This is a genomic window from Vibrio sp. Isolate24 (assembly GCF_022398215.1).
In the GTDB taxonomy this organism is placed as follows: Bacteria; Pseudomonadota; Gammaproteobacteria; order Enterobacterales; family Vibrionaceae; genus Vibrio; species Vibrio coralliilyticus_A.
The window spans coordinates 648,970-673,766 of sequence record NZ_JAKEUU010000003.1 but is presented as its reverse complement, the minus strand read 5'-3'; the positions used below and the strand labels follow the sequence as shown (position 1 = coordinate 673,766).

The window sequence follows — 24,797 nt, the reverse complement described above, 5'->3', positions numbered from 1 at the left end:
AAAGAGGCTTCCAATTGGAAGCCTCTTTACATCAAATTAGTCTTGTTCAATCATCCAGCGCTTGAAATTTTTGCGCTCTTCATCACTTGAGCGTAGATACAAAAGCTTTAACTGCAGTGTATTTTCTGATTCTACTACTCCTGCAATAGTCGTCGTTTTTCTCTCGCCTGCTCCGACAGCATCACTTTGCTCAAGTTTCGCTAGCTCTGCTTTAAGCTCCACGACTTTACCTGAATCAAAGACCAAACCACGCTCTTTATTGTATGCATTTACCAAAGCAGGGACATTTGAATAAGGAAACGCCCCTTCAGCTGGAGGTAGCATTTCTTGAGTATCGACAATGGTTTTACCATCAATGATGAACTTAAAAATAGGCTCACGCTTATCAACTTTTTTTTCAATGCTGCTGAGTCGATTTGAAACCAACTCTACTTTCAAAATATCCGCATTTTCTAAATCCAGCGTCACGATATACGGGCGAGAAGAGTAATATTTGCGCTTGTGGCCATCTTTGAGCTTACCGTTAAATTCAAACACAAACTGATTGTCACCATTAATCAGCTCATAACTTTCATCTTTGACTTTTTTACCGTTAAGTATTTCCGCTGAAATACCACTGCCTAAATCCAAATCAAGCGCTAGAGAAGGAAGAGAAATAGCAGTCGCCAGTACAGCCAGAAATAGAGGGTTCATTTTTTTCACGTGGTATTTCCTTGTTAAATAACAAAAAGCCAACGCTTACGCGTTGGCTTTAACCTATTCTAAATGACGAGCAATTAGAATGTGTAGTATGCACCTAGGATGAATGTATCAGCATCTTGGTTAGCACCAGCAGAAAAATCGTTTGAAGTTTCTGCAGCTTGGTATTCACCAAAAATAGTTACGTTGTCTTGAAGTGCGTAGTCAACACCAACAACTAGGTTGTTCAAGTCGCCTTTAGCGTTAACGTTGTTTGAAGAAGCAACTTGTTGCTCATCAAGCTCCATTACATCGTAAGTTGTGTAAATACGAGTTTTGTTGATTGTGTAAGATGCAGCTACACCGTAAGCATCGCCGTCGAAGTAGTTTGTAGTGTCAGCGAATAGACCCCAAGAGTTAACACCTTCAAACTGAGCGAAAGTTGCTGCAAAGTAGAAGCCGCTTACTTCTGCAGAAGCAGAGATACCGCTTACAGAGTAATCAATGTTCTCAGCTTGCTCACCACCTGTGTAAGAAGCACCTACAGAGAAGATATCGTTGATAGCCCAATCTAGAGACGCACCGTAAGTGTTGTCGATGTTCTCGTCAGACTCAGTGTTGATGTCTGCTACGAATACTAGGCTATCAGATAGCGATGACTTGAATACTACACCTTGACCAGCAGATTCTGCACGGTGACCACCAGCTGTACCGAAGAATTTACCTTCATTAGTGATATCACCTTTTTCAATTGCATCTTGAGAATCAGCTAGGTCGCCCACTTCACCAACTGCAACACCCCAAGTGTCAGTTTTAACACCAACATAAACGTCATCGAAAGATGCGTTATTTGTGTTGTTACCGTCGTATACGTCTGTACCAGATTCGATTTCGAAAGAAGCGAAACTAGTTAGAGTGTCACTAACTTTGTGCTCTGCATCTAGTTGAATTTTACCCCAAACAGCAACGTATGGGTCTTTCTTAGTCTTAGTCGTACCGTTATCAATGTCTGTTGTTGCAAGGTAAGCATCAACTTCACCCTTTAGAGATACTTTAGAAGCATCTGTAGAGTAAATTTCAGCTGCGTTTACGTTCGCTGCTGCCGCTAGAACTGAAAGAGCTACTAGAGTCTTTTTCATAATAATCCACTGCCTTTTCTATAGAATAGGGGAAATCCTTATCCGGTTCCCTTTATGTTTTTTGATGACAACTCTGAACTCTAACTGGTCAGATGTTGTCGCCACTAAAATTCGGGGTCTAGATTGCAAAAGAATCCTCTCACTGTCAAATGATATAAATAAAACAAATCAAAAAACATAAAAACCTTTTATTACAAAAACTTAGACTAAGAACGCATAGTTTTTAGAGCAAGATATAAGCAAACTAAGTAAACTATCATCAAAAAGAAAAACAGATTTTTCCGATATATAAATCCAACATTAGTTAGAATAAAGTTAACAAACAGAGTTTTTCTCTAATCAAAAAACACTTATGGAGAGATATATTTTTAAATCAAAAAATATGCTCTAAGTTTATGAAGGTTCAGTTTTTTTTTGTGAAGGAGATCTAGATTTGGCATGAAATGATCTCATTTCGTGAACTACATATCATTTGAAGAAATGTGCTAACATCGCCTTCCCCAATTGAAGGCTCCTGTATGACAACCAGTAAAATCCAGCAATCTATTCGTACCAGTTATCAAAATTTGCAGTCTCAGCTGGATCATTTTGTGCCTCGCAGAGCTCAAAATTATCTCGTTGCAGATATTGCTAAAACCCTATGTGGCGAGTACCACAAATCAACGCGTATGATTGTCGCAGAAGCTGGAACAGGTATCGGGAAATCGCTCTCCTATTTAATGGCAGCGATTCCAGTAGCTTTGTTCAATAATCGCAAAGTCGTTATTTCTACTGCCACTGTTGCATTACAAGAGCAGTTAATGAATAAAGATCTTCCTCTTTATAGAAGACTTATTGACCGGGAGTTCTCTTTCATTTTGGCAAAGGGCAGGCAACGCTATTGTTGCGCAGAAAAACTCGCTGCTGCATGTGGTGCCGATGGCGGTCAAATGACGATGTTTGATAGCAAGCCAAAACGTAAAGACATCGAGCAGCTTGAGTTGATGTATAAGAAACTCGCCCAAAACAAATGGGATGGTGACAGAGATTCTTGGCCAAAGCCGATCCCAGATGAAATTTGGCAGTCCATCGTTAGTGACAAACACAGCTGTAATAACAGTATGCCCGTTCACCGTGACTGCCCTTTTCAAAAAGCACGTTCAGAGTTAGATAAAGCGGATGTCATCATTGCCAACCACAGCCTAGTCATGGCTGATGCAGATCTCGGCGGGGGTGTCATTCTTCCTGAGCCCGAGAACACGATTTACGTTTTTGATGAGGCTCATCATCTACCTCATGTGGCACGAGATCACTCTTCAGCCGCCGCGAGTTTAAAAGGTGCGTCAAGCTGGCTTGAGCGTTTAAATCAATCCGTGACTAAATTTGCCAACTTGGCTGATGAAAAGCGTGTAGGCCGTTTTCGAAATGAGCTTCAGGACTCTGTACAACAGCTCATCCCTTCTCTTACTCAACTGGCTAGTCGTTTTAATGCTGACCAATTTGAGGATGGCTGTTATCGCTTCGAAAATGGTGACCTACCTGCATGGTTAGAGGAGGAATCTAAGCAATTAAAAGTGATGACTCAAAAAGGTGCACAATCTGTCGCCAAGATTGCCGACCTCATCGCTGAGCGGGTCAAAGATGGTGAGCTTGCCAATCGACTTGCCGAGCCGGCTTTAGCAGAGCTTGGCTTTTACATACAGAGAATGGACAATCTTGCCCAAGTTTGGAATTTGATGGCTGAGCCTCAGCGCGAGAAAGGCGCGCCTCTAGCGAGATGGTTGGAAGTCGCCCCAGAGCGTGAAGGTGACTTCGTCGTAAATGTGTCACCACTGGAAGTCGGGTGGCAATTAGATCAACAGCTTTGGAGCCGTTGTATTGGCGCCGTTCTTGTGTCTGCAACCATGAGAGCCCTTAATTCATTTAGTTTTTTCTGTCGACAAGCTGGAATCAGTGAAAAGCCAGAAGATGGCGTCAGGTTTTTAGCTCTAGCATCCCCGTTCGATTACCAAAACCAAGCAGAGCTGCGCGTCCCGAAAATGGATTACGAGCCTCAAGCGCCTCAGTTTACCGATTATTTAGTGGACCGTTTACCAGAGCTCATTGCAAAGAACAAAGCCAATCTTGTTTTGTTTTCATCCTACTGGCAGATGAATCAGGTGACAGATGCTTTATCCTCATATTTTATAAAAAAAGGATGGACGTTACAGGTTCAAGGTAAAGAGTCGCGCTCAGAGATCCTAAAAAAACATAAAACCTTAGTTCAATGTCAAAAAACTAGCATACTATTTGGCACTGGCAGTTTTTCGGAAGGGCTTGATCTTCCGGGAGAATTACTGGAAAACCTGATCATCACTAAGATACCTTTTGCAGTACCCACATCCCCCGTAGAGCAAGCTCATGCCGAATACATTGAAAGTAAAGGCGGTAATCCTTTTATGCAAATCACAGTGCCTGAAGCGAGCAAAAAAATGATTCAATCCGTGGGACGGCTGCTGCGCAAAGAGCGGGATTCTGGTACAGTCATCATCCTTGACCGCCGTATCGTGACTAAGCGATATGGAAAGGCGCTACTCGATTCTCTGCCGCCATTTAAACGTATCATCGAATAACTAGAATTAAGACACTGTATGGAATTTTTTGAACCAACAATGCTGTTGGTGCTAGCGCTGGTCGCCTTCGTTGCAGGCTTTATTGATGCTGTCGCTGGTGGAGGCGGTATGCTGACTGTCCCTGCCCTTCTTTCATTGGGCTTACCCCCTCATATCGCTTTAGGGACGAATAAACTAGCCGCCACGTTCGCTTCCTCGACGGCTGCGTTTACCTACTACAAAAAACGCTTATTCAAGCCTCACTGCTGGGGACGGGCATTTATCGCCACTTTAGTCGGTGCCATACTTGGCACACTGGTTGTCGATCTAATCAGCACAGAGTGGTTGGAAAAAATTCTCCCGCTGATCATCTTGCTGGCGGCGATTTATACCATTTGGCATAAGACACCGCATTCGAACAGTAATGAAATGCCACAGCCATGCCCTAAGTTCAACAAGAAGCAATACCTCCAAGGGTTGAGTATAGGTTTCTATGACGGCATCGCAGGTCCGGGGACAGGCGCATTTTGGACCGTCAGCTCTATGGCTCTCTATCGACTGAATATTTTGCTGGCCTCCGGTTTATCGAAAGCAATGAACTTTACCAGTAACTTCACCTCACTAATCACCTTTGCCATTCTTGGTCACATTGATTGGCTGTTGGGGCTAACCATGGGCGTCTGCCTAATGGCGGGAGCTTTTGTCGGTGCGCATTCGGCAATACGATTCGGCGCTAAGTTTATTCGCCCCGTATTTGTTACGGTAGTGAGTATTCTTGCCGTTAAGCTTGCTTATGAGGCTTGGTTTGTAAGCTTATGAATCAATTTAACCGACTGTCATCATTGTTAGAACATCTAGAAAGGGAGGCTGCTCAGTTAGACTCCACCAGAGGTGAGCACTACGGTCCTCTATTTGATCAAAAGTTATTTCGCTGTCAGTCCAAACAATTAGCTCCGTATGTAGACGAAACTCGAGAGACCCTAGACAAAATTCTTATGGAGCAATCATCAAGGTCACTAACACCCGAACAGGCCGAATTTTTGTCTGAACGCCTACTTTGCCAAGTGAGTGCGATTAAGCGAGAGCTTGCCACCCAATCGTTGAGAATAAACGAACCTAGGGGTAAGTCTTTCAATCAACAAAGCCTTAACGATCTCTATCAAAATCTAGCTCAGCATCAAGAGTGGGAACTGCGCTTAAAAGATTTGGTTCAAAGTAAGGAAATCGAACATAAGCATGCCGATGCGAGAAGCAAATCACTTGCAGCGCAGACATTGCAGTCGGCTCGTCGCCGCTTACAACGATGCCAGCAAGCTAAAGTCAAGATCGAAAAGCAAATTATCTACAAAGAGCGGAATCAGTAACATGTCATCGAACTCGTCAGGTCTGGATCAAGCGCCAGACGAAATCAAACTCGCCGTTGATCTGATTTATCTTATCGAAAGTAACGACATCGATCCTAAAGTGGCCCTTGCCGCCATCAAGATTGTTAAGTCGGATTTGGAAAGAAAGCTGGAGTCTAACTCGTGAATTATCCCATCAATTTTGATATGGCCGAGTTTCTCACCCAATATTGGCACAAGAAGCCCACCGTAATTAAAAACGGATTTAGTAATTTTGTTGACCCAATTTCTCCAAACGAATTAGCCGGGCTTGCCATGGAGGAAGAGGTTGATTCTCGTTACATTTCCAATTCAAATGGCCAATGGTCTGCACAACACGGCCCTTTTGTCGATTCTCTGTTTGAACATCTTCCTGATTCACATTGGCAGTTAGTTGTTCAAGCCTGTAATCACTGGCACCTTGGGGCAGCCGAGATCATAGAACCTTTTAAGCAGCTGCCAAACTGGCTGTTTGATGATCTGATGGTCTGCTTTTCCGCACCAGAAGGAGGAGTTGGCTCACACATAGATCAATATGATGTATTTATTATCCAAGGAAGTGGTAAGCGACGCTGGCGTGTCGGTGAACTGGACAAGGGGCAATATAGTGAATCTATCCAAGCTGGCGCGCTGCGACAGATTGAAGGTTTTGATGCTATCATTGATGAAGTTCTCGAACCCGGAGATATTCTCTATATTCCCCCAGGTTTTCCTCACGAAGGAAATACATTAGAGCCAAGCATGAGCTACTCTATGGGTTTCCGCTCACCCAAAGAACAAGAACTGCTCAGTAATTTCGCTGACTATGTGCTAGCCAATGAAAAAGGCGATGTTCACCTGCATAACCCTGAGATGACAGTTCAGCATCAATACGGCGAGATACTCAACACTGACTTAGAAAAGCTGACAGCCATGCTTCGTTCAGCCCTACAATCAGAATCCGATATCCGAGAGTTTATGGGGGGCATGTTAAGTCAGTCTCGCCATCAGCTCGATATTGTCGAGCCTGAAGAGTCGCTCAATACTCTAGAAATCTACCACCATCTAGAATCACTGGGCAGTTTACGCAAAGTCTCTGGGTTACGCGCGCTGTACCATGAGAATGAATCTACACATGTTTACATTAACGGTGATGCTTATCTGGCTGAGTCACAACATCTCGTCGACCTACTGTGTAATCAAGAGTCGATTGAGATCGAACACATCGATGGCAAGTTATCTGACTCACAAATGCAGCTACTTACAACACTAGTTAACCTTGGTTACTGGTACCTAGATTAGGTAGCAAAAGGGCCTCATCAAGAGGCCCTTTACTTTTACACTTTAAACTGGCTCACCAGCTGTTGCTGTCTTTGGGACAAATTTCCAATTTGCCTACTGACAGTTTCGGACTCTTCTGCTTGAGATAAGATTTGTGCGCTCAAGTCTCGAATATTGCTGACGCTCTGATTGACCTCCGTAGAGACCGACTGCTGCTCTTCAGCCGCTTTCACAATCTGCGAGTTCATATCGTTAATCGAAGCAATGGCTTCAAAGATATTGTTCAGTTGCAACACCGCTCTTTCAACTTGCTGAGCAGAATCGTTGGCGAGATCATTACCATCTTGAATGGCATTCACCACATCTTGCGTCCCCTTTTGAACATCTTCAATCACTTGACGAATCTCTCCCACAGAAGACTGAGTTCGGCTAGCGAGGTTGCGTACCTCATCAGCAACAACCGCAAAGCCACGCCCTTGGTCACCGGCCCGTGCAGCTTCGATAGCAGCGTTTAATGCCAGCAAATTTGTCTGTTCAGAAATCCCTTCAATAACCGTCAATATCTCAGTGATGTTGGCATTATTCTTCGCTAACTCTTCAACAACAGGCACCGCTGCCGTCATTCTCTCAACCAAACGAACCATCTCATCCTGAGATTGTTCTATTACTTTTTTACCTGAGTCTGCAGCGACGTTGGCTTTTTCAGCTTCACTGACAGCCACTTCCGCGTTTTGAACAACAAGGCCTGCCGTTTGTGTCATTTCTTCAGAGGCGGTGGCCACCAAATCGACTTCTTTAAACTGAGAATCACTGCTAGAGCGAGTTTGCTGAGCCGCGATTCGAGACTGCTCTGTCGTCGTACCTATCTGCAACGTCGTTTCTACGACATCACTAATAATAGACTGAAGCTTATCAAGGAATTTATTGAACCCAGTAGCAAGCTGGCCAATCTCGTCTTGGGATTTCACATCTAGCCGCTGAGTTAAGTCCCCTTCACCAGATGCAATATCATCCAACCTCGCCACCACTTCACGAATGGGTTTGACTAAACGAGAGGCCATCAACGCGATGGTCACTAAACCAAAAATAACCAAAATTAAGCCCGCTAGTACTTCGGTTTTCACACTCGACTCTACTTGGTGACTGATGGTCTGATCAAGCATCTCTGCATCAGCCAACACACTGCTTCTTGGCATATCAAATAATACACCCCAAGTTTGATTAGCAACCATAATAGGGGCAAATACGCTCAACCATTTTCCATCTGCACTCCATTGGGTTTGCACCTCTTGCCCAAACAGAAGGTCCGTCAGTTGGTCATTGGACAACGTCTTACTATTGAAAGCTTGACCGACTGCATGAGAAGGATCATCACTAGCAATTAAGGAACCATCCAAGCTGATAATATTGACATTTCCGCTACCATCAAAAAGGTGGTTATCTGATTCAGCCACAATATTCGCCATCGTATCTAGGCGAAGATCAGTACCAAAGAAACCGATTACAGTGCCGTCAATCATAATAGGTACAGATATCGAGGTAGCCAGAACCTGTCCTTTTCCTTGGCTGATAAATCTAGGCGTGCTAACGCATGAACCGCCACTAGATAGCGGGCAAAAGAATCTCTCACTATTTTGAGTATCTTCCAGCACCGCTTCACTTAGCACATTCGATACAACATTCTCTCCATTTTGCGCTGTCACCCAATAAGGCGCAAATTGCCCTCTCTCATTCGAGCCTACATATTCCGCATCAACGTAGTTACTGTCTTCGCCATCTAACATGTTGGGCCTAAATACCAAGTAAGCTCCCTGAATAGATTCAAAGCCCAATACTGATTTGCGCACCATTTCATCCAGTGCTGTGCGTAATTCTTCACTGTCTCCAAAATTTTCTTCGGTATTGGTTTTCAGAAACAGTGCGTTCGATGCCAACATCTCAGCCCGATACAAAGCCTCATTGAGGTATTCGGCAACCTCTGTCGCATTGAGTAAGGCTCGAGTTTCAAGTAGTTGTTCCGATTTATTGATAACAGACTCTGCACTTTGTGCCTTTATCTGTTGTTGGTTAGTCACCGCGTTGTAGACAGAGAACCCGATCAGGGATAGAGATGTGATGAGCAGGCAGCAACCTGCTAGTAAGGTTATTTTCCATTGAACGGAAAGGGCTCGCATAGTACATCCTTATAAGCAAACTCATTCATACAGATTAAGAACGAAAGCAGATTCTACATTCCGAGACCAATTACAACATATTGCAATCAATTATCAATTGAAATATTACCAATATGTTAATACCAATCAGTCACTGTTAACTTTAGGCGCAGGATAAAGAAAGTGGTAATATCGGAAAAATTTCAATTCGTTGAATTATTTCAATAATAAGGAATAAAAATGAAAGTCATCAGCTTTAATATCAATGGTCTTCGTGCACGCTTGCATCAATTACAGGCAGTTATTGATAAGCATCAGCCAGACGTAATAGGCCTTCAAGAGATCAAAGTGCATGATGAAGCCTTCCCTATCGAAGACGTTGAAGCGATGGGCTACAAAGTCTACTTCCATGGTCAGAAAGCACACTACGGTGTTGCTATGCTATGTAAGAAAGAACCGCTTTCAGTGCAGAAAGGCTTTCCAACTGACAATGAAGAACATCAAAAGCGTATGATAATCGCGGCGTTTGAAGATGATAATGGTGAGAAAGTCACCGTGCTCAACGGCTACTTCCCACAAGGTGACAACATCAGTCACGAAACCAAATACCCTTACAAACGCCAGTTCTACAAAGACCTGATGACTTACCTTAATGATCATCACAACAGCGACGAACAGCTTATCGTGATGGGCGATATCAATATCAGCCCAATTGATGCCGACATCGGCATTGGAGAACCTAACCGTAAACGCTGGCTGAAGACAGGTAAATGTTCTTTCCAACCAGAAGAGCGTGAATGGTTGAAAACATTAATGGACTGGGGGTTTGTGGATACCTTCCGCCAGCTTCACCCTGAGGTAGAGGATCGTTTCTCATGGTTTGATTACCGCTCACGCGGTTTTGATGACAATCGGGGGCTGCGCATTGACGTGGTACTGGCGACACCAAAGCTCGCTGAAAAATGTATCGAGTCAGATATCGACTACGAACTGCGTGGTATCGAAAAACCTTCTGACCACGCGCCGATTTGGTCAACGTTTAAATAGCGAAAAGAGGTCAAGGGGTGACGTGTTTTGTCACCCTTTTTGCATGCCCAAACGCAACATATTGGTCCCAAAGTCGATGCGATTTTCAGTGGCCTATTTCTAGTCTTACTCGGATTGATTATCGACTAGATTCCAGAAATCACTCCACGACGTGTCTTTAATGGCACGGTGTTTAATTTGATTGCCACCCAGTGTATACATGACTCGTCCTGCATTTTGCGCTTCAAGCCTTTTCTTATGCGCTGAAAGTGGCGACTCACTATCATGTCTCTCAAACAATTGCTCAAGGATGCGAGTCAGCCAAACCTTAGTTTGTTCAGTGAATTGATTTTGGTTTTTCAGCTTTCGCCGTACCAATAATTCTGCCGCCTCAATATAGGCCCTTTTGGCTTCCTTATCTTCCACCTTGTCCCAGAACTTGGTCTCATCCACCCCAGCACTGACAAAGATCCGATTGAGTAACCTTTTTACTGCCTGATCATCGGATATCCCTATGTCATCGATATAGTAATACTTATTGCAAAACACAACGTAAGGCTCTGACTTATCCAACCTCTTCTTTGGGATGTAAGGCACATCCAACTCCCAAGCATATCGCCCTAAAACGTCATCCCATACCGTTTCAAGAGAAATATGATTGTCTTTGTGCATATCCAATTTGAGCTGAATTGCCGCTAGCACACCGTCAGAAGTGAGAAACTCACAGTTACGCAAACTATAAAAATTGCCAAAAGCGCTATACGCCCCGCCCATGCCCAATTCGTTTTGATACTCAGGGTCCAACTGAGATCGTGCTTCAACCCGACTAATGCCAATTTGCCCAAGGTGGAGATATTCACTTAAGCTGAACACATTAGTTCTCGGGAGGATGTTCGCGTCTTCATTAACGCCAGATTGATGACCAAAATAGAGGGTACTTTTGTAGTTCTCCGCTAACGCAACATGTACACACCTTTGCTGAGTGCGATTCAGGCCATGAGGCGCATCCATCACATCGGTCAGATCAATTAAATTGGTTCCCACCGCGGCGCAATAGTTCTGCCAATCGGTGACCTCGCCTGGCGTTAATTTACTACCTACGAAACAAATATCATGCATGGGTAAATGCTTATCTTCATTGATTTCATTGATGATGTTTACAATGTCTTTAAAGGCTTGCATGTAAGTGCTGTGTCTTTCATTTCTCGGATCCCAAACCTCGCTTTTGGCTCGCCGGTTAATGTTGAATATAGCCAGGCACTTTTCTTTGTTCCTAACCTGCACAATGTGTTTCGAGGCGAGATATTGTCTGACACTCAGATCATTGTTGATTTTGTCTTTATAGAATAGCAACGCTTGTCGGCGGATATCGCGATCATAAGTATTGTTGTCATACTCTTGGTAATGATGGACTTTATCAGCGTGCTTTTTGACTTCATTGACATCCTTGGTGGTCAACCAAACATAGTCCCGCCCCTCTTCGAGTAAACCGAGATCTCTAATGTGCTGATTGATTGCCGGGATATTTCGATTAAATTCTTCCTGCTCAGACCCTTCTTTGGGAGAATCAAAATATTCAAATACCGTAATCGGTCGCGACATTTCGTCTTTGAAGGCGACGTATTTGTAGGCATTCATATCCCCTCTGGCACTGGGTGGGTAATGCACAAAAGGCCTTTTTGAATTCAAAAGCCTTAAGACCAAATTTTTTTTGTACTGCGCTAAATCTGGCTGTGAAACGATGTCAGTTAAATATTTATTGCTCATTGATTTCTCACTTAGAAAATGAATACCATAAAATCAAAACGCACCACCTAAAAATATCGACTCTATAAAGCAATATATTTCAAACAATTAGCTAAACACCGATTTTAAATTATTCGCTAAGCCTCAACATTAGACAGTCCTACCAGCGTTATATGCAGGTTTATCTTAGTGGCTTATTACTGTGAGTAATTGGGCTGTTGAGTGAGAAATCAGGGGAAAATTAGGGTTTGATGAATCCGCTATTAGCGAATTTCATCTTCTTAGGGACAGGCATGATTCGTAGCTCGCCGTCTAAGTAGAAACCCACATTGACTGCCAATTTATAGAAATTACGGGTATAAAAAATCCGGAGCCTAGACTCCGGATTTGCTTTCTAATTTTGATGCTCAATTAGATAGTAATAAAGTCTGCTTTGTAGTCAGGGTTAACATCAGCATCATAATCAACACCTTCAACGCCAAAGCCAAATAGCTTCAAGAACTCTTCTTTATACTCAACGTAGTCTGTCAGCTCTTTAAGGTTCTCAGAGGTGATTCGTGGCCATAGGTTACGGCAGTGCTGCTGAATGTCATCACGCAGTTCCCAATCATCCAGACGCAGGCGGTTCTTGTCATCAACTTCAGGCGCAGAACCGTCTTCCTTGTATAGACGCTGGCTGAACATACGGAAGATTTGTTCCATACAACCTTCGTGTACGCCTTCTTCACGCATTTTTTTGAATACCATTGCAATATATAGCGGCATTACTGGGATTGCAGAGCTTGCTTGAGTCACGACAGACTTCAAAACTGCAACGTTTGCGGTTCCACCTGTTGCAGAAAGCTTCTCATTTAGAGCAGTCGCAGCACGGTCTAGATCCATTTTCGCTTTACCTAACGCACCATCCCAGTAGATTGGCCAAGTAAGCTCAGTACCTATGTAGCTGTATGCAACGGTTTTACAACCTTCAGCTAGAACGCCAGCATCAGAAAGCGCGTTGATCCAAAGTTCCCAATCTTCACCGCCCATTACTGTGACAGTGTCTTTGATTTCTTCTTCAGTAGCAGGCTCAACGCTTGCTTCGATGATGACATCTTTGTTGGTGTCAACAGCGGTAGATGTGTAAGTCTCACCGATTGGCTTTAGCGATGAGCGAATCACTTCGCCCGTTTCTGGCATTTTACGTACTGGAGAAGCCAGTGAGTAAACCACCATATCGATTTGGCCTAGATCTTCTTTGATGAGATCAATTGTTTTTTGCTTCGCTTCATTAGAAAAAGCGTCGCCATTCAGGCTCTTCGCGTAAAGACCTTCTTCACGAGCCAGCTTTTCGAAGGCAACTGAGTTGTAGAAACCTGCTGTGCCTGGCTTTTTCTCTGTGCCTTCTTTTTCAAAGAACACACCGATAGTTGAAGCGCCGCCACCAAATGCCGCAGCGATACGAGAAGATAGACCGTAGCCACTTGAAGCACCAACAACAAGAACACGCTTAGGCGCGTTTTTGATTGGGCCTTGTGCTTTTGTGTAAGCAATTTGTTCTTTTACGTTAGCTTCACAACCCACAGGGTGCGTTGTAGTACAGATAAATCCACGAATTCTAGGTTTGATGATCATATTCAACTTCCTTTAAAAAACTCCGCTAGGATAAAAGGTTCAACACCAGTTCGCATCTAATTTCTGTAAAAATGTCGGCAAAATGCAAGTGGTTGGAGCACTTTCATACAAGTTTTAGATTTCGCCCAAAAAAGAAAGACACCCGCTAAGGTGCCTTGACTGATTATGGATTAGCGCTTTATGCAACACTATCCAATTTTGGCTTTACCGGCGCTTGACCCGTTCTCACTTCGCTAAAGTCGTGGCTAAAGTCATCGACCTGAATCGCTTGGTAGCGCAATGCATCTGCAGCAACAATTTGATCGACTTCGTCCTGAGTCAGCACGTTGGCTTCAAGCGCTTGTGCGAGGCGATCTTTAAGTAGGCCTTTGCGGGCAACTTTGCCCTCTTTGGCTGCTCTCATTAGCTTGCGTTCAAGGCTCTTCACTCCGTACATCGCAAGGAAAGCATTTTCCATCAGACCAACGCTGTCGTCCTCTTCTTTACCGATATAACAAAGATGGGTTAAGCGATCGCGGTGCGCTCCTGGTGTCATCAAACTTTCAGCCAATTTCACAGTTAAATTGTCACTTGGCTTGGTAAAGTGGTTACCCAATGGGAAGATCAGCACCTTCAACAAACGGCCCACTGCTTTTTGAGGGTAGTTGGTAAACGCTTCTTGAAGCGCTTTCGCAGCGTTATGCAGACAATGTTGAACCGCATAATGCACGTAATCAAGATCCTGCTGCTGACGACCTTCATCTTCGTATTTCTTGAGCGCGGCTGAACCCATGTAAAGGTATGCTAGAACATCACCTAAACGCGCCGAGATCATTTCTTTACGTTTTAGATCCCCACCCAAGGTCGCCATTGCAATATCAGAACTTACGGCCAGAGCACGGCTTAGACGAGTCAGGTCTTTGTAATAACCTTGAGTCGGGCCGCTCATATCGGCTTTGATGAAGCGTGAACCAGTGAGGGCTGCCGCAAACGCACCAAATGTATTCTTAGTCGCATGGGCAATATGCTTGAAGAGTAACTCATCAAATTCTTTTGCCCCTTGCTTCTCATCTGGGTTCGCTGCCGCTTCCATTTCTTTTAGAACAAATGGATGACAACGAGTCGCACCTTGACCAAAGATCATCAGATTTCGAGTCAAAATGTTTGCCCCTTCCACCGTAATGGCAACTGGAATCCCTAAGTAGTGCGTCGCCAAATAGTTCATCGGACCGTCCTGAATCGCACGACCCGAGTGAATATCCATCGAATCATTTAAGATGGTGCGCGCCATTTCTGTCATATGATATTTAGCAATTGCCGTTACAATGCCCGGCTTTTCTTTGAGATCCAAAGACGTCGTCGTTAGAGTACGTGTCGCTTCCAACAAGTAGGTAAGGCCACCAATTCGGCCCATTGCTTCAGCCACACCTTCAAACTTACCAATCGACATACCGAACTGCTTACGAACATAGGCATAAGCACCCGTGGTGCGTGATGTTAGATGACCAATCGCGGTGCCCAGTGCTGGTAATGAGATACCACGCCCTGCAGACAGACATTCCACCAGCATACGCCAGCCTTTACCTGCGTAATCCTGACCGCCGATCAGCCATTCCATTGGAATGAACACATCTTTACCACGCGTTGGTCCGTTCATGAAAGCAAGACCTAGTGGGTCATGACGCTCGCCAATCTCAACCCCTTTGTGATCGGCAGGGATAAGAGCACAGGTAATCCCCAACTCTTTCTTATCGCCCATCAAGCCATCTGGGTCGTACATTTTAAAGGCAAGACCAAGTACGGTGGCGACTGGCGCCAGCGTGATATAACGCTTGTTCCAGTTAAGGCGAATACCCAACACCTCTTTGCCTTCGTGTTCGCCATAGCACACGATACCATCATCAGGAATGCCGCCAGCATCAGAGCCAGCTTCAGGGCCAGTTAATGCAAAACATGGAATATCCGTACCATCGGCAAGACGTGGTAACCAATAGTCTTTTTGTTCTTGAGTTCCGTAGTGTGAAAGAAGTTCGCCTGGGCCTAATGAGTTCGGTACCATGACAGAAACGGCAGTACTAATACTGCGTGTTGCGATTCGAGTGACGATTGTCGAATTTGCTAACGCAGAAAACTCTCGACCACCGTATTCTTTAGAAATGATAAGAGAGAAGAAACGCTCTTTACGTAGGTACTCCCAAACTTCAGGAGGCAAGTCGCGGTCTTCTTTAACGATCTTATGGTCGTCAAGCATTCCCAACAAAGTTTCCAACTCATTATCAATGAAAGATTGCTCTTCCGCGGTCAAGGTTGGCGTTGGATATTGGTGTAACTTAGAGAAGTCCGGGCGACCAGAGAACAGCTCCCCGTCCCACCAAACACTACCCGCTTCCATCGCTTCCTTCTCTGTGCTGGAAAGCGGTGGCAGTACTTTTTTAAACATTTTGAAAGCTGGGTCACTGACCCATTTTCTACGTAGAGAGCACATAATCAGATCCTTTTGTTCACAGTTGGTGGTCTAATTTATATTTGTTTTATGTTTCGATTTGTCTATTACTCAGCTGCAACACCAGCCGCCAAGTATGGGATAAGCTGATCGACAATTGACTTCGCGTCCATCTGCTTCCCGTAAGCATTCTCAGCAATTTCCATCAGAGCTTGGCTTGATGCCATCGTGAAGACACAAGTCCCCAAGGTGAAATGCAATCTCCAGAACAACTCTTCCTGAGTCAGTTTAGGATTCGCCTTCATTACTGATTCAGTAAATAAAGACAACGTATCCTGATAACGAGTGGTAATAAACCAACGTAAATGACCTTGTACATCGGTATAGCCACGGCCGATCAACAACATGAAACGACTCGTGCCATTGGGTCTGACATCATTGAGCGCGCGCAAAGGCCCTCGCAATGATTCAAATACGTCGGACATTGCGTAATTTTCGTTGAGATTAAGATTGATCAAGGCATCTTGAACCGCTGGCATAAACGCCTCCAAATAGCGATTCAATACGGCACGTACCAATGTCTTCTTATCACCAAAGTGATAGTTCACCGATGCTAGGTTGACACCCGCTTTGCTGGTTATCGTACGCAATGACGTGTCATTGAAACCGTGTTCTGCAAACAGAGCTTCCGCAACATCTAGGATTTTCTCTTTGGTCGTATTTCTCATCGACATTTCAATCACTCGTATTAAACAACTGTTTGAAATATACAACCGAAACAAATAACCAACAAGTTTTTAACATCACACTTTTGAACATTGGTCCGACCAGATATCAAAGTTGCTAGATAAGCCTCTGAAGAAAAAATTAAATTTTTTTGCTTTTGATGGAACTGATTTGAATAAAGGGGGTCTGAATAGGTGTAGTTAGCAGAGCCTTCTTAAGTTTACAGGCCGTAATACTTGTTTTCTTGACTGACACTACTAATTTACGCTGCTTTTTCTTATTAACTCCTATGTTTTGTATCAGCCCAGAGCCAGATTGCTCTGGGCTTTTTTTATCCTATTATTTTCTACAATACTTCTAGGCCATAACCTTTCCCATATGCCATCAACCTTACGTGCATCGGTTTTTGATCCACCTTCATACATTTGAACGTTATTCGAGTAAGATAGCCCTCCTTCATGCGCAGACAGATAGACAAATGAAACTTAGCGACACGCCAATCACTCAGCATCAATTCGATGGTATTGATTTTTACCTAAAACGTGATGAACAGCTGCATAGCCACTTCAGTGGTAACAAAGCGCGTAAGTTCATGACACTGTTGGAAGGAGATTACCCAAATACAAAAACGCTGATTAGCTATGGCAGTGCACAAGCCAATTCACTCTATTCATTAGCAGCACTGTGTGCAATCAAGGGCTGGTCATTGGAATTTTACGTAGATCATATCCCCCAATGGTTAATTGAAAGACCTATCGGTAATTATCGTGGTGCGCTAGACCTTGGTGCCAGCATCATCCCCGTCAATGCACTCAACCTTCACCCAACTGAATTCATTAAAACTGTCCGTCAGCCAGATTCCACCTGCCTAGTCGTCGAAGAAGGTGGTCGCTCCAACGATGCCCGATTGGGGGTTGAACAACTTGCCCGTGAAATATTGTCTTGGACTCGCTTTGAAACAGGTAAAACGTTTACCGTCGCCTTGCCTTCAGGAACGGGCACCACCGCTTTATACCTACATCAATTTCTTAAAATGCATCATATCGAGGTCATTACTTGCCCATGTGTCGGAGGTAAGGATTATCTTATCGAGCAATTTAAACAGCTCGGCGAAACCGATTTCCCACACATCCTTGAACTCGAAAATAAACATCATTTCGGCAAACTTTATCGCCAGGATTACGAAATCTGGCGTAAACTTTTGGAGCAAACCGACGTTGAATTTGATTTACTCTACGACCCAATGATGTGGCAATGCTTACAGTCTTGGTTTGCGGAGAACCCTGATAAAACGATCATTTACGTCCATCAAGGAGGCTTACTGGGGAACGAAAGTATGCTACCTCGTTATCAGCGTAAATATGGAGACTAAAGAGAAACAAACACAATCACACATTTTTCTCGGTAACGACTTAATCGCGACTAAGGATCGGTCGCCTATAACTTATGATTTCGTCTAAGGAGAGTTTATGCGCATCAATCTATTCACTTTGCTGTTGTTGGCATCAGCATCCGCTTCAGCAAACGTTATTACGACGCCCGGTAAAGCCGTCATAGCCATTGATGGAAGCGAAGCGGCCAAGCGGGTTTGTTACTATCAAGACCAAGGATACTCATTAGGCGCGATACTTCAGGTCGGAGAACACTACATGAAGTGCACCGAAGCCAATGATTTTGAAACTAACGGCGCGTTAAAATGGGCTCCTCTCAATGAACAAACGCAATCGGAACCCAAGCAGAAAAACCCAAGCGTAAAAAGCTATTCGATTAACTGATTTATTGTTCAAACGAATGCAGAAACGCTGCTCCGCGAACACCTGACGAGTCACCATGAACGTTTTTCACAATGCGCGTTTTGGCTGATTTATTAAACGTATACTGGTTAAGTTTTTCATTGACAAGCGGATACACGACATCAACATTTGACATCCCACCTCCAAGAACAATTACTTCAGGGTCGATAAAATTGACAATGGAAGCACATACGCGAGCCAGTTGGTCACAGTAGAGATCAAAATGCTGTCGTGCATCTTGGTTACCTTGCGCATACATAGCCATAATTTTTTTCGAATCCGCAGGATAGTACTTCTCTGAAAATGAACGACTAAATCCAGTACCAGAAACAAATGACTCAGTACAGTTAACCGAACCGCAGTAACACTCAACTGGTTGACCGTCTTTTTCCTTATCGTATCCAGGCAATGGGTTATGTCCTAACTCTCCGCCTAGCTTATTTAAACCCGTCACTAAGCCATTATTGATGATGACGCCAGAACCACAGCCCGTGCCAATAATCATAGCGACGCAGGAGTTCTGTGCCTGTTTTGCTGCCCCATCTTTAAACTCGGACAGCGCAAGGCAATCAGCATCATTGGCGAGCGCAACAGGAACATCAATAGACTTGCGCAAATCCCCAATAAAATCTTGACCATTTAACACCGTGACATTCGCCCCTTGCATCAGCCCATCGTTACCCACCGAGCCACAACAACCAATGCCAATCGAATCAACCTCACCATATTTCTCAACTTGTTTGATCACAGTGAGGACTGAATGGAGAAACCCTTGATAGCTTTTGGTATCCGTTGACTCACGATGCTTGACTAGCGTTGCATAGGTCTCTTTATCTAAACCCACGCCTTCTATTTTTGTCCCACCTATATCCAGCCCTACCAGCATAGTTTTCCTCGTCATCGTCCTGCTAAAATTTCACTTCATCATGACATAGTCACACTCCTATCTCTTTTATCTTGCTCATGATATTGGCAAGTTTGTAAACTAGACGAGTTTAGGCCTGAGAACTTTTTGGCCATTTGCTAGCGGTATTTTTTGTAAGGTATAAGAATGTCTCACTCTGCTCCATTTTTCCTATTGGAAAACGTTATTCAAAACTACCCTTGGGGTAGCCACGATTCGATCAATACATTGTTTGGTATCGCCAACCCTGACCATCAGCCTCAAGCGGAAATTTGGATGGGCGCCCACCCAAACGGCTGCTCAAAGATCCAGATTGATAATAAAACCGTACTGCTTTCTGACTACATCGAGCAAAACCCAGACCAAACCATCGGTGCAGAGACGAATCAACGCTTCGGCGAGCTGCCTTTCCTGTTTAAAGTGCTAGCTGCGGCACAAGCGCTGTCCATCCAAGTACACCCGTCCAAAGCACAAGCTGAAGAAGGATTTGCGAGAGAAGACAAAGCCGGTATTGACCGCGGGGCATCTAACCGAAATTACAAAGACCCTAACCATAAACCGGAATTGGTTTACGCTCTGACACCTTATATGGCGATGAATGGTTTTCGTGATTTTAACGATATTATCGCGCTATTTGACGCCCTCAACGCGCAAGTTCTGCAATCCGATATTGACGCATTTCGTTCAGACCTTTCTCCGCAAGGGTTACAGAAATTCTTTAAAGCGATACTAGAGCTTGATGGCGAGAAGAAGTCGAAATCGCTTGATGCACTACTAAGTTGGGCGGAAAATAGTAAAGATCCACTGGCAACACTGGTTTTAGCACTCAACAAACAATATCCGAACGATGTGGGCTTACTTGCTCCGTTGATGTTGAATGTACTAGAGCTCCAGCCGGGTGAAGCCATGTTTTTAGATGCAGGTACTCCTCATGCCTACATCAAAGGCACAGGTCTAGAAATCATGGCTAACTCTGATAACGTGTTGCGTGCAGGCTTAACCCCTAAATACATGGATGTTGAAGAGCTGGTCAATAGTTGTAAATTCGAAGCACTGGATAACAACAAAATCTTGACTCAACCAATTACAGACGGTTGCGAGCTAAGCTTTCCAGTTCCTGTCGACGACTTTAAATTCTCTGTGCTCCAACAGCCAGAAAATCATACATTGGTGTTGAGCCGAGCAGAGATCATCTTCGCCATCGATAACGATGTAACACTGCAAGCTGGTGACGATACCTTAGTTCTAAGTAAAGGGCAGTCCGCTTTCGTCCCTCTATCAACCCAAACGATCACCGTCAGCTCGCAAGGTGCAGTCGCAAGAGCGCATTAAGCTTTTACGCTTGAAGTGATACAAATTAAACAATGTAAAGGAGCAATCAATTTGCTCCTTTTATTTTACAAACTTTTAGCGCGTGAGAATATTCTATGATTCAGCCTATTGCGACTCGACTCACCAAAGGGCAAGACCTAAAAAAGCAAATCCAGTCTCTGGTAAAACAACATAGTATTCAGGCAGGAACAATTGCATCCTGTGTAGGGTGTTTGCAACAAATCAGCATTCGCCTCGCAGGCGCCGAACAATCCATAACGCTAACCCAACCTTTTGAAATTGTTTCAGTGATGGGGACACTGACCCCAAATCACCAACACATCCACATTTCGGTCGCAAATAGCGCAGGTCAGGTAATTGGCGGCCATCTTCTCGAAAACAGTATCATAGACACCACAGCAGAACTGATCCTTCACAAGTACCCTAACCTGAATTTTTCCAGAGAACAGGATGAAACAACGGGGTATACCGAGTTGGTGATTGGAGTTTGTTGAGATAAGAAGTAATGGATGGTAATCACTCCAGCCTCTTTAAAACACCCGCCTATCACCTTAAGTAGGCATAAGCCTGACAGACCAGAGCGCTGTTTAGACCTCGTCTTAACAACATAAAAATCCAAGTGCACGAATACACTTGGATTCTGACATCCTCGTAGGCTCGTTCAACCGTCCATTTCGGGCTTAACTAATCGGCACGGGTAATGCTTGTATCTGAGTAAGCAGTAATTGAAACACGATCTGAGCTTTGTACTCTCTAGCGCGTATAGGTCGCTGTCAATGTCGCTTTACCTAAAGCCACACTATTTAAGGTAAACCCGACTACTGCAGCGGGCGTTTGTGCATTAAGATCTAAGGTGGCAGTAGGAAGCGCCCAAACAGTAAACCGATAGCGATGCATACCATCTCCAACGGGCGGGCACGCACCTCCATAGCCGGTCGTACCAAAGTCGATTCGAGATTCTGTGCCACCTAATTTGTTAATGTCTGCTCCGCGGGGTAATGCATTAACAGAAGCCGGAATGTTAAATGCCAACCAATGCCAGAAGCCACTGCCTGTCGGTGCATCGGGATCATACACTGAGATTGCATAGCTCTTGGTCCCAGCAGGTGCTCCCTTCCATGTCAGCTGAGGAGACAAATTGTCACCATCACAACCCCAGCCCTGATACTCAAAGGTTTTCTGCATCGGATGGCCTTCAATAACGTCTTCGCTCATAAGTTCAAACGCCTGAACAGAGCCCGTCGTTAGGATACCTACTGCCAGTAAAGATTTAGCTATCTTTTTCATTGTTGTCCTTTCCTGTTTTTTGAAAAGTAGCAGCTTGAGCCCAGTGCCTTTAGCCATACGTAGGGTAATCGGTATACCCGCGTTCATCACCACCAAACAGTGTCGCACCATCCAGCTCCTGCAGAGGCTGTTGATGCTTTAGGCGTGCCACCAAATCTGGGTTAGAAACAAACGGACGCCCAAACGCGACTAAATCTGCATACCCTTTTTCGAGTACGATCTCCGCACGTTGTTGGGTGTAGCTGCCCGCGACAATAATGGTATTGGTGAAGTAGTCACGCAGCTCAGCTCTGAAACTTTCGGGAATCACTGGCGCGTCATCCCAGTCAGCTTCCGACAGATGTAAGTAAGCAATATCACGAGCTTGAAGTTGCTTAGAAGCTTTTAAAATCGTCGGTACAATCTCCGGGCAGTTCATGTCCTTAAAGGTGATGAAAGGCGCCAGTCTCACTCCGACTTTATCAGCACCGATGGCATCACTAACGGCATCGACCACCTCTAATAAAAAGCGAATACGGTTTGCCTGAGTTCCGCCGTATTGATCGGCTCTATGGTTGGAGTTTGTGCGCAGGAACTGATCAATCAAGTAACCGTTACCGCCGTGAATTTCAACGCCATCGAAACCCGCTTCAATCGCACGCTTTGCCGCATAAGCAAAATCGCTCACCACTCGGTCAATATCTGCCTGAGACATGGCTCTTGGCTCGACACAATCCACCATATTGCCATCGCCATTTTCGTCGGCGATCCACACTTGAGTATCTACTGGCTTCAGAGCTGATGGCGCGATAGGTTGCTCGCCGTTTTGAAAACTTGGGTGCGATACGCGACCGACATGCCAGAGCTGACAAAACATGACAGCACCTTGTTGTTTGGCGGCTTGAGTCACGGTTTTCCAACCCGCGACTTGTTCGTCGGTGTATACGCCCGGAGTGAAAGAATAACCTTGCGAATCGTCAGAAATCTGTGTTGCTTCAGAGATAATTAAGCCCGCGGTCGCGCGTTGCTGGTAATAAGTTGCCATCATTGGGTTAGGTATATTACCCGGCTGGCTGGTGCGCGCTCGGGTCATGGGTGCCATTACAACACGGTTTTGCAGATCCAGTTGCTTTAGTTGCGTCGGTTCAAATAGTTTGCTCATCATCGGTTCCTCAGTTAAGACGCGGTCACTGGGATGATTGCTAACGAACTCCAGTCGACCTGATAATCATGGAGTCAGTATATTGATCAGAGCTAGTTTGATAATTAGGGGAAATTTGAATTGACTATTCGGCTCAGCCAAATAATGACGAATGAGGGGCTGAATGGGTGAGCCGCCTCAACTAAAGATCAAGAAGCGGAGAGCATGGCATTGTAACCGATGTGATAGTGGACAAGATATCAGGGTACGACAGAACTATGACTAGTGTGTCGCAGGATAAGTTATCGACTATTCGGTTTGGATAAAAAGTGTTTTTAGGTTGGCTGCCCTTCTCTTTGCCGTCACCGATCACGTATTGTGAATCGTACGTTTCCCTTCAGGCACAAGGCAATCATATGCGTATAAAGGCCATCGATCACTTTACCATCAGAACCTCTAACCTAGATATAACCATACAGTTCTTTGAACAGTCTCTTGGGCTGCAGCGCGGCCCTCGCCCTCAATTTGCTTTTCCAGGTGCTTGGATGTACAACGATGATGGACACCCTATTTTACATCTAGTGTCTCTCCCTGCTGGGCATACTCCCAAAGCTCTGGTGGATTATTTAGGAGGCAAAGAAGGCCAATCAGGCTCAGGGGCCATAGACCATATCTCATTCAAAGGGCACCACCTCGCATCAACTCAGCAGCACTTGACGCAACTGAAGATTCCTTTTCGTGAACGCGTGATCCCGCAAATCAATGAGCATCAGATCTTTCTCGACGATCCAAACGGTATCACGATTGAAATTATTTTCCCTTTTTCACCCGACAACAAGATAGTAGGCGCCCCATTACCCGTGGTCGAACTCACTTAACAATGTGTGTGGGGGGGCTCTGGACTTTAGGGGATATCTAGCCGCTGATGAGTTTTATTCCACACCCATTTTGCTCTTACTGTATCGTTTTATCAGTCGGCTCATGACACGGTCAGAAGGTAAGAGCGAATTCGGCATCTCGACCTGTATTAGCTCGTGAGTTATATATGCCGCAATCACTTATGGTGATGTGTGTCCGTGTTGGTCATATTAGAAAGCCAATCATGCATTACTGACTTAAGGTATTCATAATTTAATTAGTCACCTATCAGTAATTCAGTCCTCACCACACTAACCACTTAAAATAACAAAGAATAATAAACGCTGTCGTCAATCCGACCCAGCCAATAGCTTTGGTGACAATTTCAGGAGAATGCTGATTGAAATGCGGAAACAATATGGCACCAAAAGATAGCGCTGGTAACAAACCGTAAAGTTGCCCCATATACTTAGACGTCATAGCGGGAAATGGCTCTATCAGCAGATAGACAATCAGGTAGATCCCATACAATGCCATAGCAATAAGCGCTTCCTTTAAGGATGTCTCACTACCCTCGACAAAGAAGTAAAAAAAACCTAGAACAACAAACACCATTGTTTCAATCACATTGATGCTCCTTTTGAGCTAGGCCGATAGATTGCGTTATGACTTGATCTGACGGCCTCATTGAGGGCTTGTCTATTTGGTTCAACACTAACGAACTTCCTTTAGGTCATAAACATGGGTAAGGAAGCATACTAAGTGCATGACTTTAAAGCAAAGTCAG

Annotated in this window: 22 protein-coding genes; 11 read left to right on the top strand and 11 right to left on the bottom strand. The window is 44.5% G+C overall.

The window, feature by feature from the left end:
* Positions 1-36: 36 nt before the first annotated feature.
* Both L1D23_RS15805 and L1D23_RS15800 read right to left on the bottom strand, forming a co-directional pair.
* A complete protein-coding gene (locus tag L1D23_RS15805; RefSeq protein WP_239868556.1) occupies positions 37-693 on the bottom strand; it encodes a DUF2057 family protein in 657 nt (218 codons plus the stop codon).
* An 83-nt stretch (positions 694-776) separates the two neighbouring features.
* Positions 777-1,817 (bottom strand): porin, encoded by a 1,041-nt coding sequence (locus L1D23_RS15800; RefSeq protein WP_239868036.1) that lies wholly within the window; start codon positions 1,815-1,817, stop codon positions 777-779.
* A gap of 518 nt (positions 1,818-2,335) precedes the next feature.
* Here L1D23_RS15800 and dinG point away from each other — a divergent pair.
* From dinG to L1D23_RS15775, 5 genes are read left to right on the top strand one after another with little or no spacing between them, the layout of a single operon-like run.
* Positions 2,336-4,408, top strand: coding sequence for an ATP-dependent DNA helicase DinG (gene dinG / locus L1D23_RS15795; protein WP_239868033.1), 2,073 nt, complete (start codon positions 2,336-2,338; stop codon positions 4,406-4,408).
* An 18-nt stretch (positions 4,409-4,426) separates the two neighbouring features.
* Entirely contained in the window at positions 4,427-5,206 is a 780-nt protein-coding gene (locus L1D23_RS15790) for a TSUP family transporter (RefSeq protein WP_239868030.1), read from the top strand.
* Positions 5,203-5,751, top strand: coding sequence for a primosomal replication protein (locus L1D23_RS15785; RefSeq protein ID WP_239868027.1), 549 nt, complete (start codon positions 5,203-5,205; stop codon positions 5,749-5,751). The genes L1D23_RS15790 and L1D23_RS15785 overlap by 4 nt, the downstream gene beginning before the upstream one ends.
* Position 5,752: 1 nt before the next feature.
* Positions 5,753-5,917 (top strand): pleiotropic regulatory protein RsmS, encoded by a 165-nt coding sequence (gene rsmS, locus L1D23_RS15780; protein WP_239868024.1) that lies wholly within the window; start codon positions 5,753-5,755, stop codon positions 5,915-5,917.
* 20 nt (positions 5,918-5,937) lie between these two features.
* The gene (locus L1D23_RS15775; RefSeq protein WP_239868553.1) at positions 5,938-7,050 is read left to right on the top strand and encodes a cupin domain-containing protein; all 1,113 of its coding nucleotides are present in this window, start codon (positions 5,938-5,940) and stop codon (positions 7,048-7,050) included.
* Positions 7,051-7,085: 35 nt separating this feature from the next.
* Here the strand turns inward: L1D23_RS15775 and L1D23_RS15770 are convergent, their stop codons facing one another.
* On the bottom strand, positions 7,086-9,203 hold the full coding sequence (locus L1D23_RS15770) for a methyl-accepting chemotaxis protein (RefSeq protein WP_239868021.1): 2,118 nt from the start codon (positions 9,201-9,203) through the stop codon (positions 7,086-7,088).
* Positions 9,204-9,422: 219 nt separating this feature from the next.
* Between L1D23_RS15770 and xthA the strand changes: the two genes are divergently transcribed.
* Positions 9,423-10,229 (top strand): exodeoxyribonuclease III, encoded by an 807-nt coding sequence (xthA, locus tag L1D23_RS15765; RefSeq protein WP_239868018.1) that lies wholly within the window; start codon positions 9,423-9,425, stop codon positions 10,227-10,229.
* A gap of 105 nt (positions 10,230-10,334) precedes the next feature.
* On the opposite strand, the gene L1D23_RS15760 is transcribed toward xthA, so the two are convergent.
* From L1D23_RS15760 to L1D23_RS15745, 4 genes are all read right to left on the bottom strand, one after another.
* Positions 10,335-11,846: a hypothetical protein gene (locus L1D23_RS15760; protein ID WP_239868015.1), complete on the bottom strand. Its 1,512-nt coding sequence runs from the start codon at positions 11,844-11,846 to the stop codon at positions 10,335-10,337.
* A gap of 519 nt (positions 11,847-12,365) precedes the next feature.
* The gene (gene fabV, locus L1D23_RS15755; protein ID WP_239868012.1) at positions 12,366-13,568 is read right to left on the bottom strand and encodes an enoyl-ACP reductase FabV; all 1,203 of its coding nucleotides are present in this window, start codon (positions 13,566-13,568) and stop codon (positions 12,366-12,368) included.
* Positions 13,569-13,746: 178 nt separating this feature from the next.
* Entirely contained in the window at positions 13,747-16,032 is a 2,286-nt protein-coding gene (locus tag L1D23_RS15750) for an acyl-CoA dehydrogenase (RefSeq protein ID WP_239868009.1), read from the bottom strand.
* A 65-nt stretch (positions 16,033-16,097) separates the two neighbouring features.
* Positions 16,098-16,724, bottom strand: a complete 627-nt coding sequence (locus tag L1D23_RS15745) for a TetR/AcrR family transcriptional regulator (RefSeq protein WP_239868006.1) — start codon at positions 16,722-16,724, stop codon at positions 16,098-16,100.
* Positions 16,725-17,194: 470 nt separating this feature from the next.
* On the opposite strand from L1D23_RS15745, the gene L1D23_RS15740 reads away from it, so the two are divergent.
* Both L1D23_RS15740 and L1D23_RS15735 read left to right on the top strand, forming a co-directional pair.
* The gene (locus tag L1D23_RS15740; RefSeq protein ID WP_239868003.1) at positions 17,195-18,088 is read left to right on the top strand and encodes a 1-aminocyclopropane-1-carboxylate deaminase/D-cysteine desulfhydrase; all 894 of its coding nucleotides are present in this window, start codon (positions 17,195-17,197) and stop codon (positions 18,086-18,088) included.
* Between the two features lie 97 nt (positions 18,089-18,185).
* Complete coding sequence (locus L1D23_RS15735) at positions 18,186-18,491, top strand: DUF1496 domain-containing protein (protein ID WP_239868000.1); 306 nt, start codon at positions 18,186-18,188, stop codon at positions 18,489-18,491.
* 1 nt (position 18,492) lies between these two features.
* Here L1D23_RS15735 and L1D23_RS15730 read toward each other — a convergent pair whose 3' ends face one another.
* Positions 18,493-19,410, bottom strand: coding sequence for an ROK family protein (locus L1D23_RS15730; protein ID WP_239867998.1), 918 nt, complete (start codon positions 19,408-19,410; stop codon positions 18,493-18,495).
* Positions 19,411-19,560: 150 nt separating this feature from the next.
* On the opposite strand from L1D23_RS15730, the gene manA reads away from it, so the two are divergent.
* Positions 19,561-20,745 (top strand): mannose-6-phosphate isomerase, class I, encoded by a 1,185-nt coding sequence (gene manA, locus L1D23_RS15725; protein WP_239867995.1) that lies wholly within the window; start codon positions 19,561-19,563, stop codon positions 20,743-20,745.
* Positions 20,746-20,840: 95 nt separating this feature from the next.
* Positions 20,841-21,239 (top strand): DUF296 domain-containing protein, encoded by a 399-nt coding sequence (locus L1D23_RS15720; RefSeq protein ID WP_239867992.1) that lies wholly within the window; start codon positions 20,841-20,843, stop codon positions 21,237-21,239.
* 259 nt (positions 21,240-21,498) lie between these two features.
* Here the strand turns inward: L1D23_RS15720 and L1D23_RS15715 are convergent, their stop codons facing one another.
* Together L1D23_RS15715 and L1D23_RS15710 are read right to left on the bottom strand one after the other, a co-directional pair.
* Positions 21,499-22,032: a YbhB/YbcL family Raf kinase inhibitor-like protein gene (locus L1D23_RS15715; protein ID WP_239867989.1), complete on the bottom strand. Its 534-nt coding sequence runs from the start codon at positions 22,030-22,032 to the stop codon at positions 21,499-21,501.
* A 49-nt stretch (positions 22,033-22,081) separates the two neighbouring features.
* Positions 22,082-23,173, bottom strand: coding sequence for an alkene reductase (locus L1D23_RS15710; RefSeq protein WP_239867986.1), 1,092 nt, complete (start codon positions 23,171-23,173; stop codon positions 22,082-22,084).
* Positions 23,174-23,568: 395 nt separating this feature from the next.
* Between L1D23_RS15710 and L1D23_RS15705 the strand changes: the two genes are divergently transcribed.
* A complete protein-coding gene (locus L1D23_RS15705; RefSeq protein WP_239867983.1) occupies positions 23,569-24,030 on the top strand; it encodes a VOC family protein in 462 nt (153 codons plus the stop codon).
* Between the two features lie 283 nt (positions 24,031-24,313).
* Here the strand turns inward: L1D23_RS15705 and L1D23_RS15700 are convergent, their stop codons facing one another.
* A complete protein-coding gene (locus L1D23_RS15700) occupies positions 24,314-24,637 on the bottom strand; it encodes a hypothetical protein (RefSeq protein ID WP_239867980.1) in 324 nt (107 codons plus the stop codon).
* Between the last annotated feature and the right edge of the window lie 160 nt (positions 24,638-24,797).

What these genes read in the sequence shown, in the direction of transcription:
- L1D23_RS15790 (WP_239868030.1), top strand. Translation starts at nt 4,427, where the DNA reads ATGGAATTTTTTGAACCAACAATGCTGTTGGTGCTAGCGCTGGTCGCC.
- L1D23_RS15720 (WP_239867992.1), top strand. Translation starts at nt 20,841, where the DNA reads ATGATTCAGCCTATTGCGACTCGACTCACCAAAGGGCAAGACCTAAAA.
- L1D23_RS15710 (WP_239867986.1), bottom strand. Translation starts at nt 23,173, where the DNA reads ATGAGCAAACTATTTGAACCGACGCAACTAAAGCAACTGGATCTGCAA.
- dinG (WP_239868033.1), top strand. Translation starts at nt 2,336, where the DNA reads ATGACAACCAGTAAAATCCAGCAATCTATTCGTACCAGTTATCAAAAT.
- L1D23_RS15705 (WP_239867983.1), top strand. Translation starts at nt 23,569, where the DNA reads ATGCGTATAAAGGCCATCGATCACTTTACCATCAGAACCTCTAACCTA.
- rsmS (WP_239868024.1), top strand. Translation starts at nt 5,753, where the DNA reads ATGTCATCGAACTCGTCAGGTCTGGATCAAGCGCCAGACGAAATCAAA.
- L1D23_RS15735 (WP_239868000.1), top strand. Translation starts at nt 18,186, where the DNA reads ATGCGCATCAATCTATTCACTTTGCTGTTGTTGGCATCAGCATCCGCT.
- xthA (WP_239868018.1), top strand. Translation starts at nt 9,423, where the DNA reads ATGAAAGTCATCAGCTTTAATATCAATGGTCTTCGTGCACGCTTGCAT.
- manA (WP_239867995.1), top strand. Translation starts at nt 19,561, where the DNA reads ATGTCTCACTCTGCTCCATTTTTCCTATTGGAAAACGTTATTCAAAAC.
- L1D23_RS15730 (WP_239867998.1), bottom strand. Translation starts at nt 19,410, where the DNA reads ATGACGAGGAAAACTATGCTGGTAGGGCTGGATATAGGTGGGACAAAA.
- L1D23_RS15805 (WP_239868556.1), bottom strand. Translation starts at nt 693, where the DNA reads ATGAACCCTCTATTTCTGGCTGTACTGGCGACTGCTATTTCTCTTCCT.
- L1D23_RS15745 (WP_239868006.1), bottom strand. Translation starts at nt 16,724, where the DNA reads ATGTCGATGAGAAATACGACCAAAGAGAAAATCCTAGATGTTGCGGAA.
- fabV (WP_239868012.1), bottom strand. Translation starts at nt 13,568, where the DNA reads ATGATCATCAAACCTAGAATTCGTGGATTTATCTGTACTACAACGCAC.
- L1D23_RS15750 (WP_239868009.1), bottom strand. Translation starts at nt 16,032, where the DNA reads ATGTGCTCTCTACGTAGAAAATGGGTCAGTGACCCAGCTTTCAAAATG.
- L1D23_RS15760 (WP_239868015.1), bottom strand. Translation starts at nt 11,846, where the DNA reads ATGAATGCCTACAAATACGTCGCCTTCAAAGACGAAATGTCGCGACCG.
- L1D23_RS15715 (WP_239867989.1), bottom strand. Translation starts at nt 22,032, where the DNA reads ATGAAAAAGATAGCTAAATCTTTACTGGCAGTAGGTATCCTAACGACG.
- L1D23_RS15775 (WP_239868553.1), top strand. Translation starts at nt 5,938, where the DNA reads ATGGCCGAGTTTCTCACCCAATATTGGCACAAGAAGCCCACCGTAATT.
- L1D23_RS15800 (WP_239868036.1), bottom strand. Translation starts at nt 1,817, where the DNA reads ATGAAAAAGACTCTAGTAGCTCTTTCAGTTCTAGCGGCAGCAGCGAAC.
- L1D23_RS15785 (WP_239868027.1), top strand. Translation starts at nt 5,203, where the DNA reads ATGAATCAATTTAACCGACTGTCATCATTGTTAGAACATCTAGAAAGG.
- L1D23_RS15770 (WP_239868021.1), bottom strand. Translation starts at nt 9,203, where the DNA reads ATGCGAGCCCTTTCCGTTCAATGGAAAATAACCTTACTAGCAGGTTGC.
- L1D23_RS15740 (WP_239868003.1), top strand. Translation starts at nt 17,195, where the DNA reads ATGAAACTTAGCGACACGCCAATCACTCAGCATCAATTCGATGGTATT.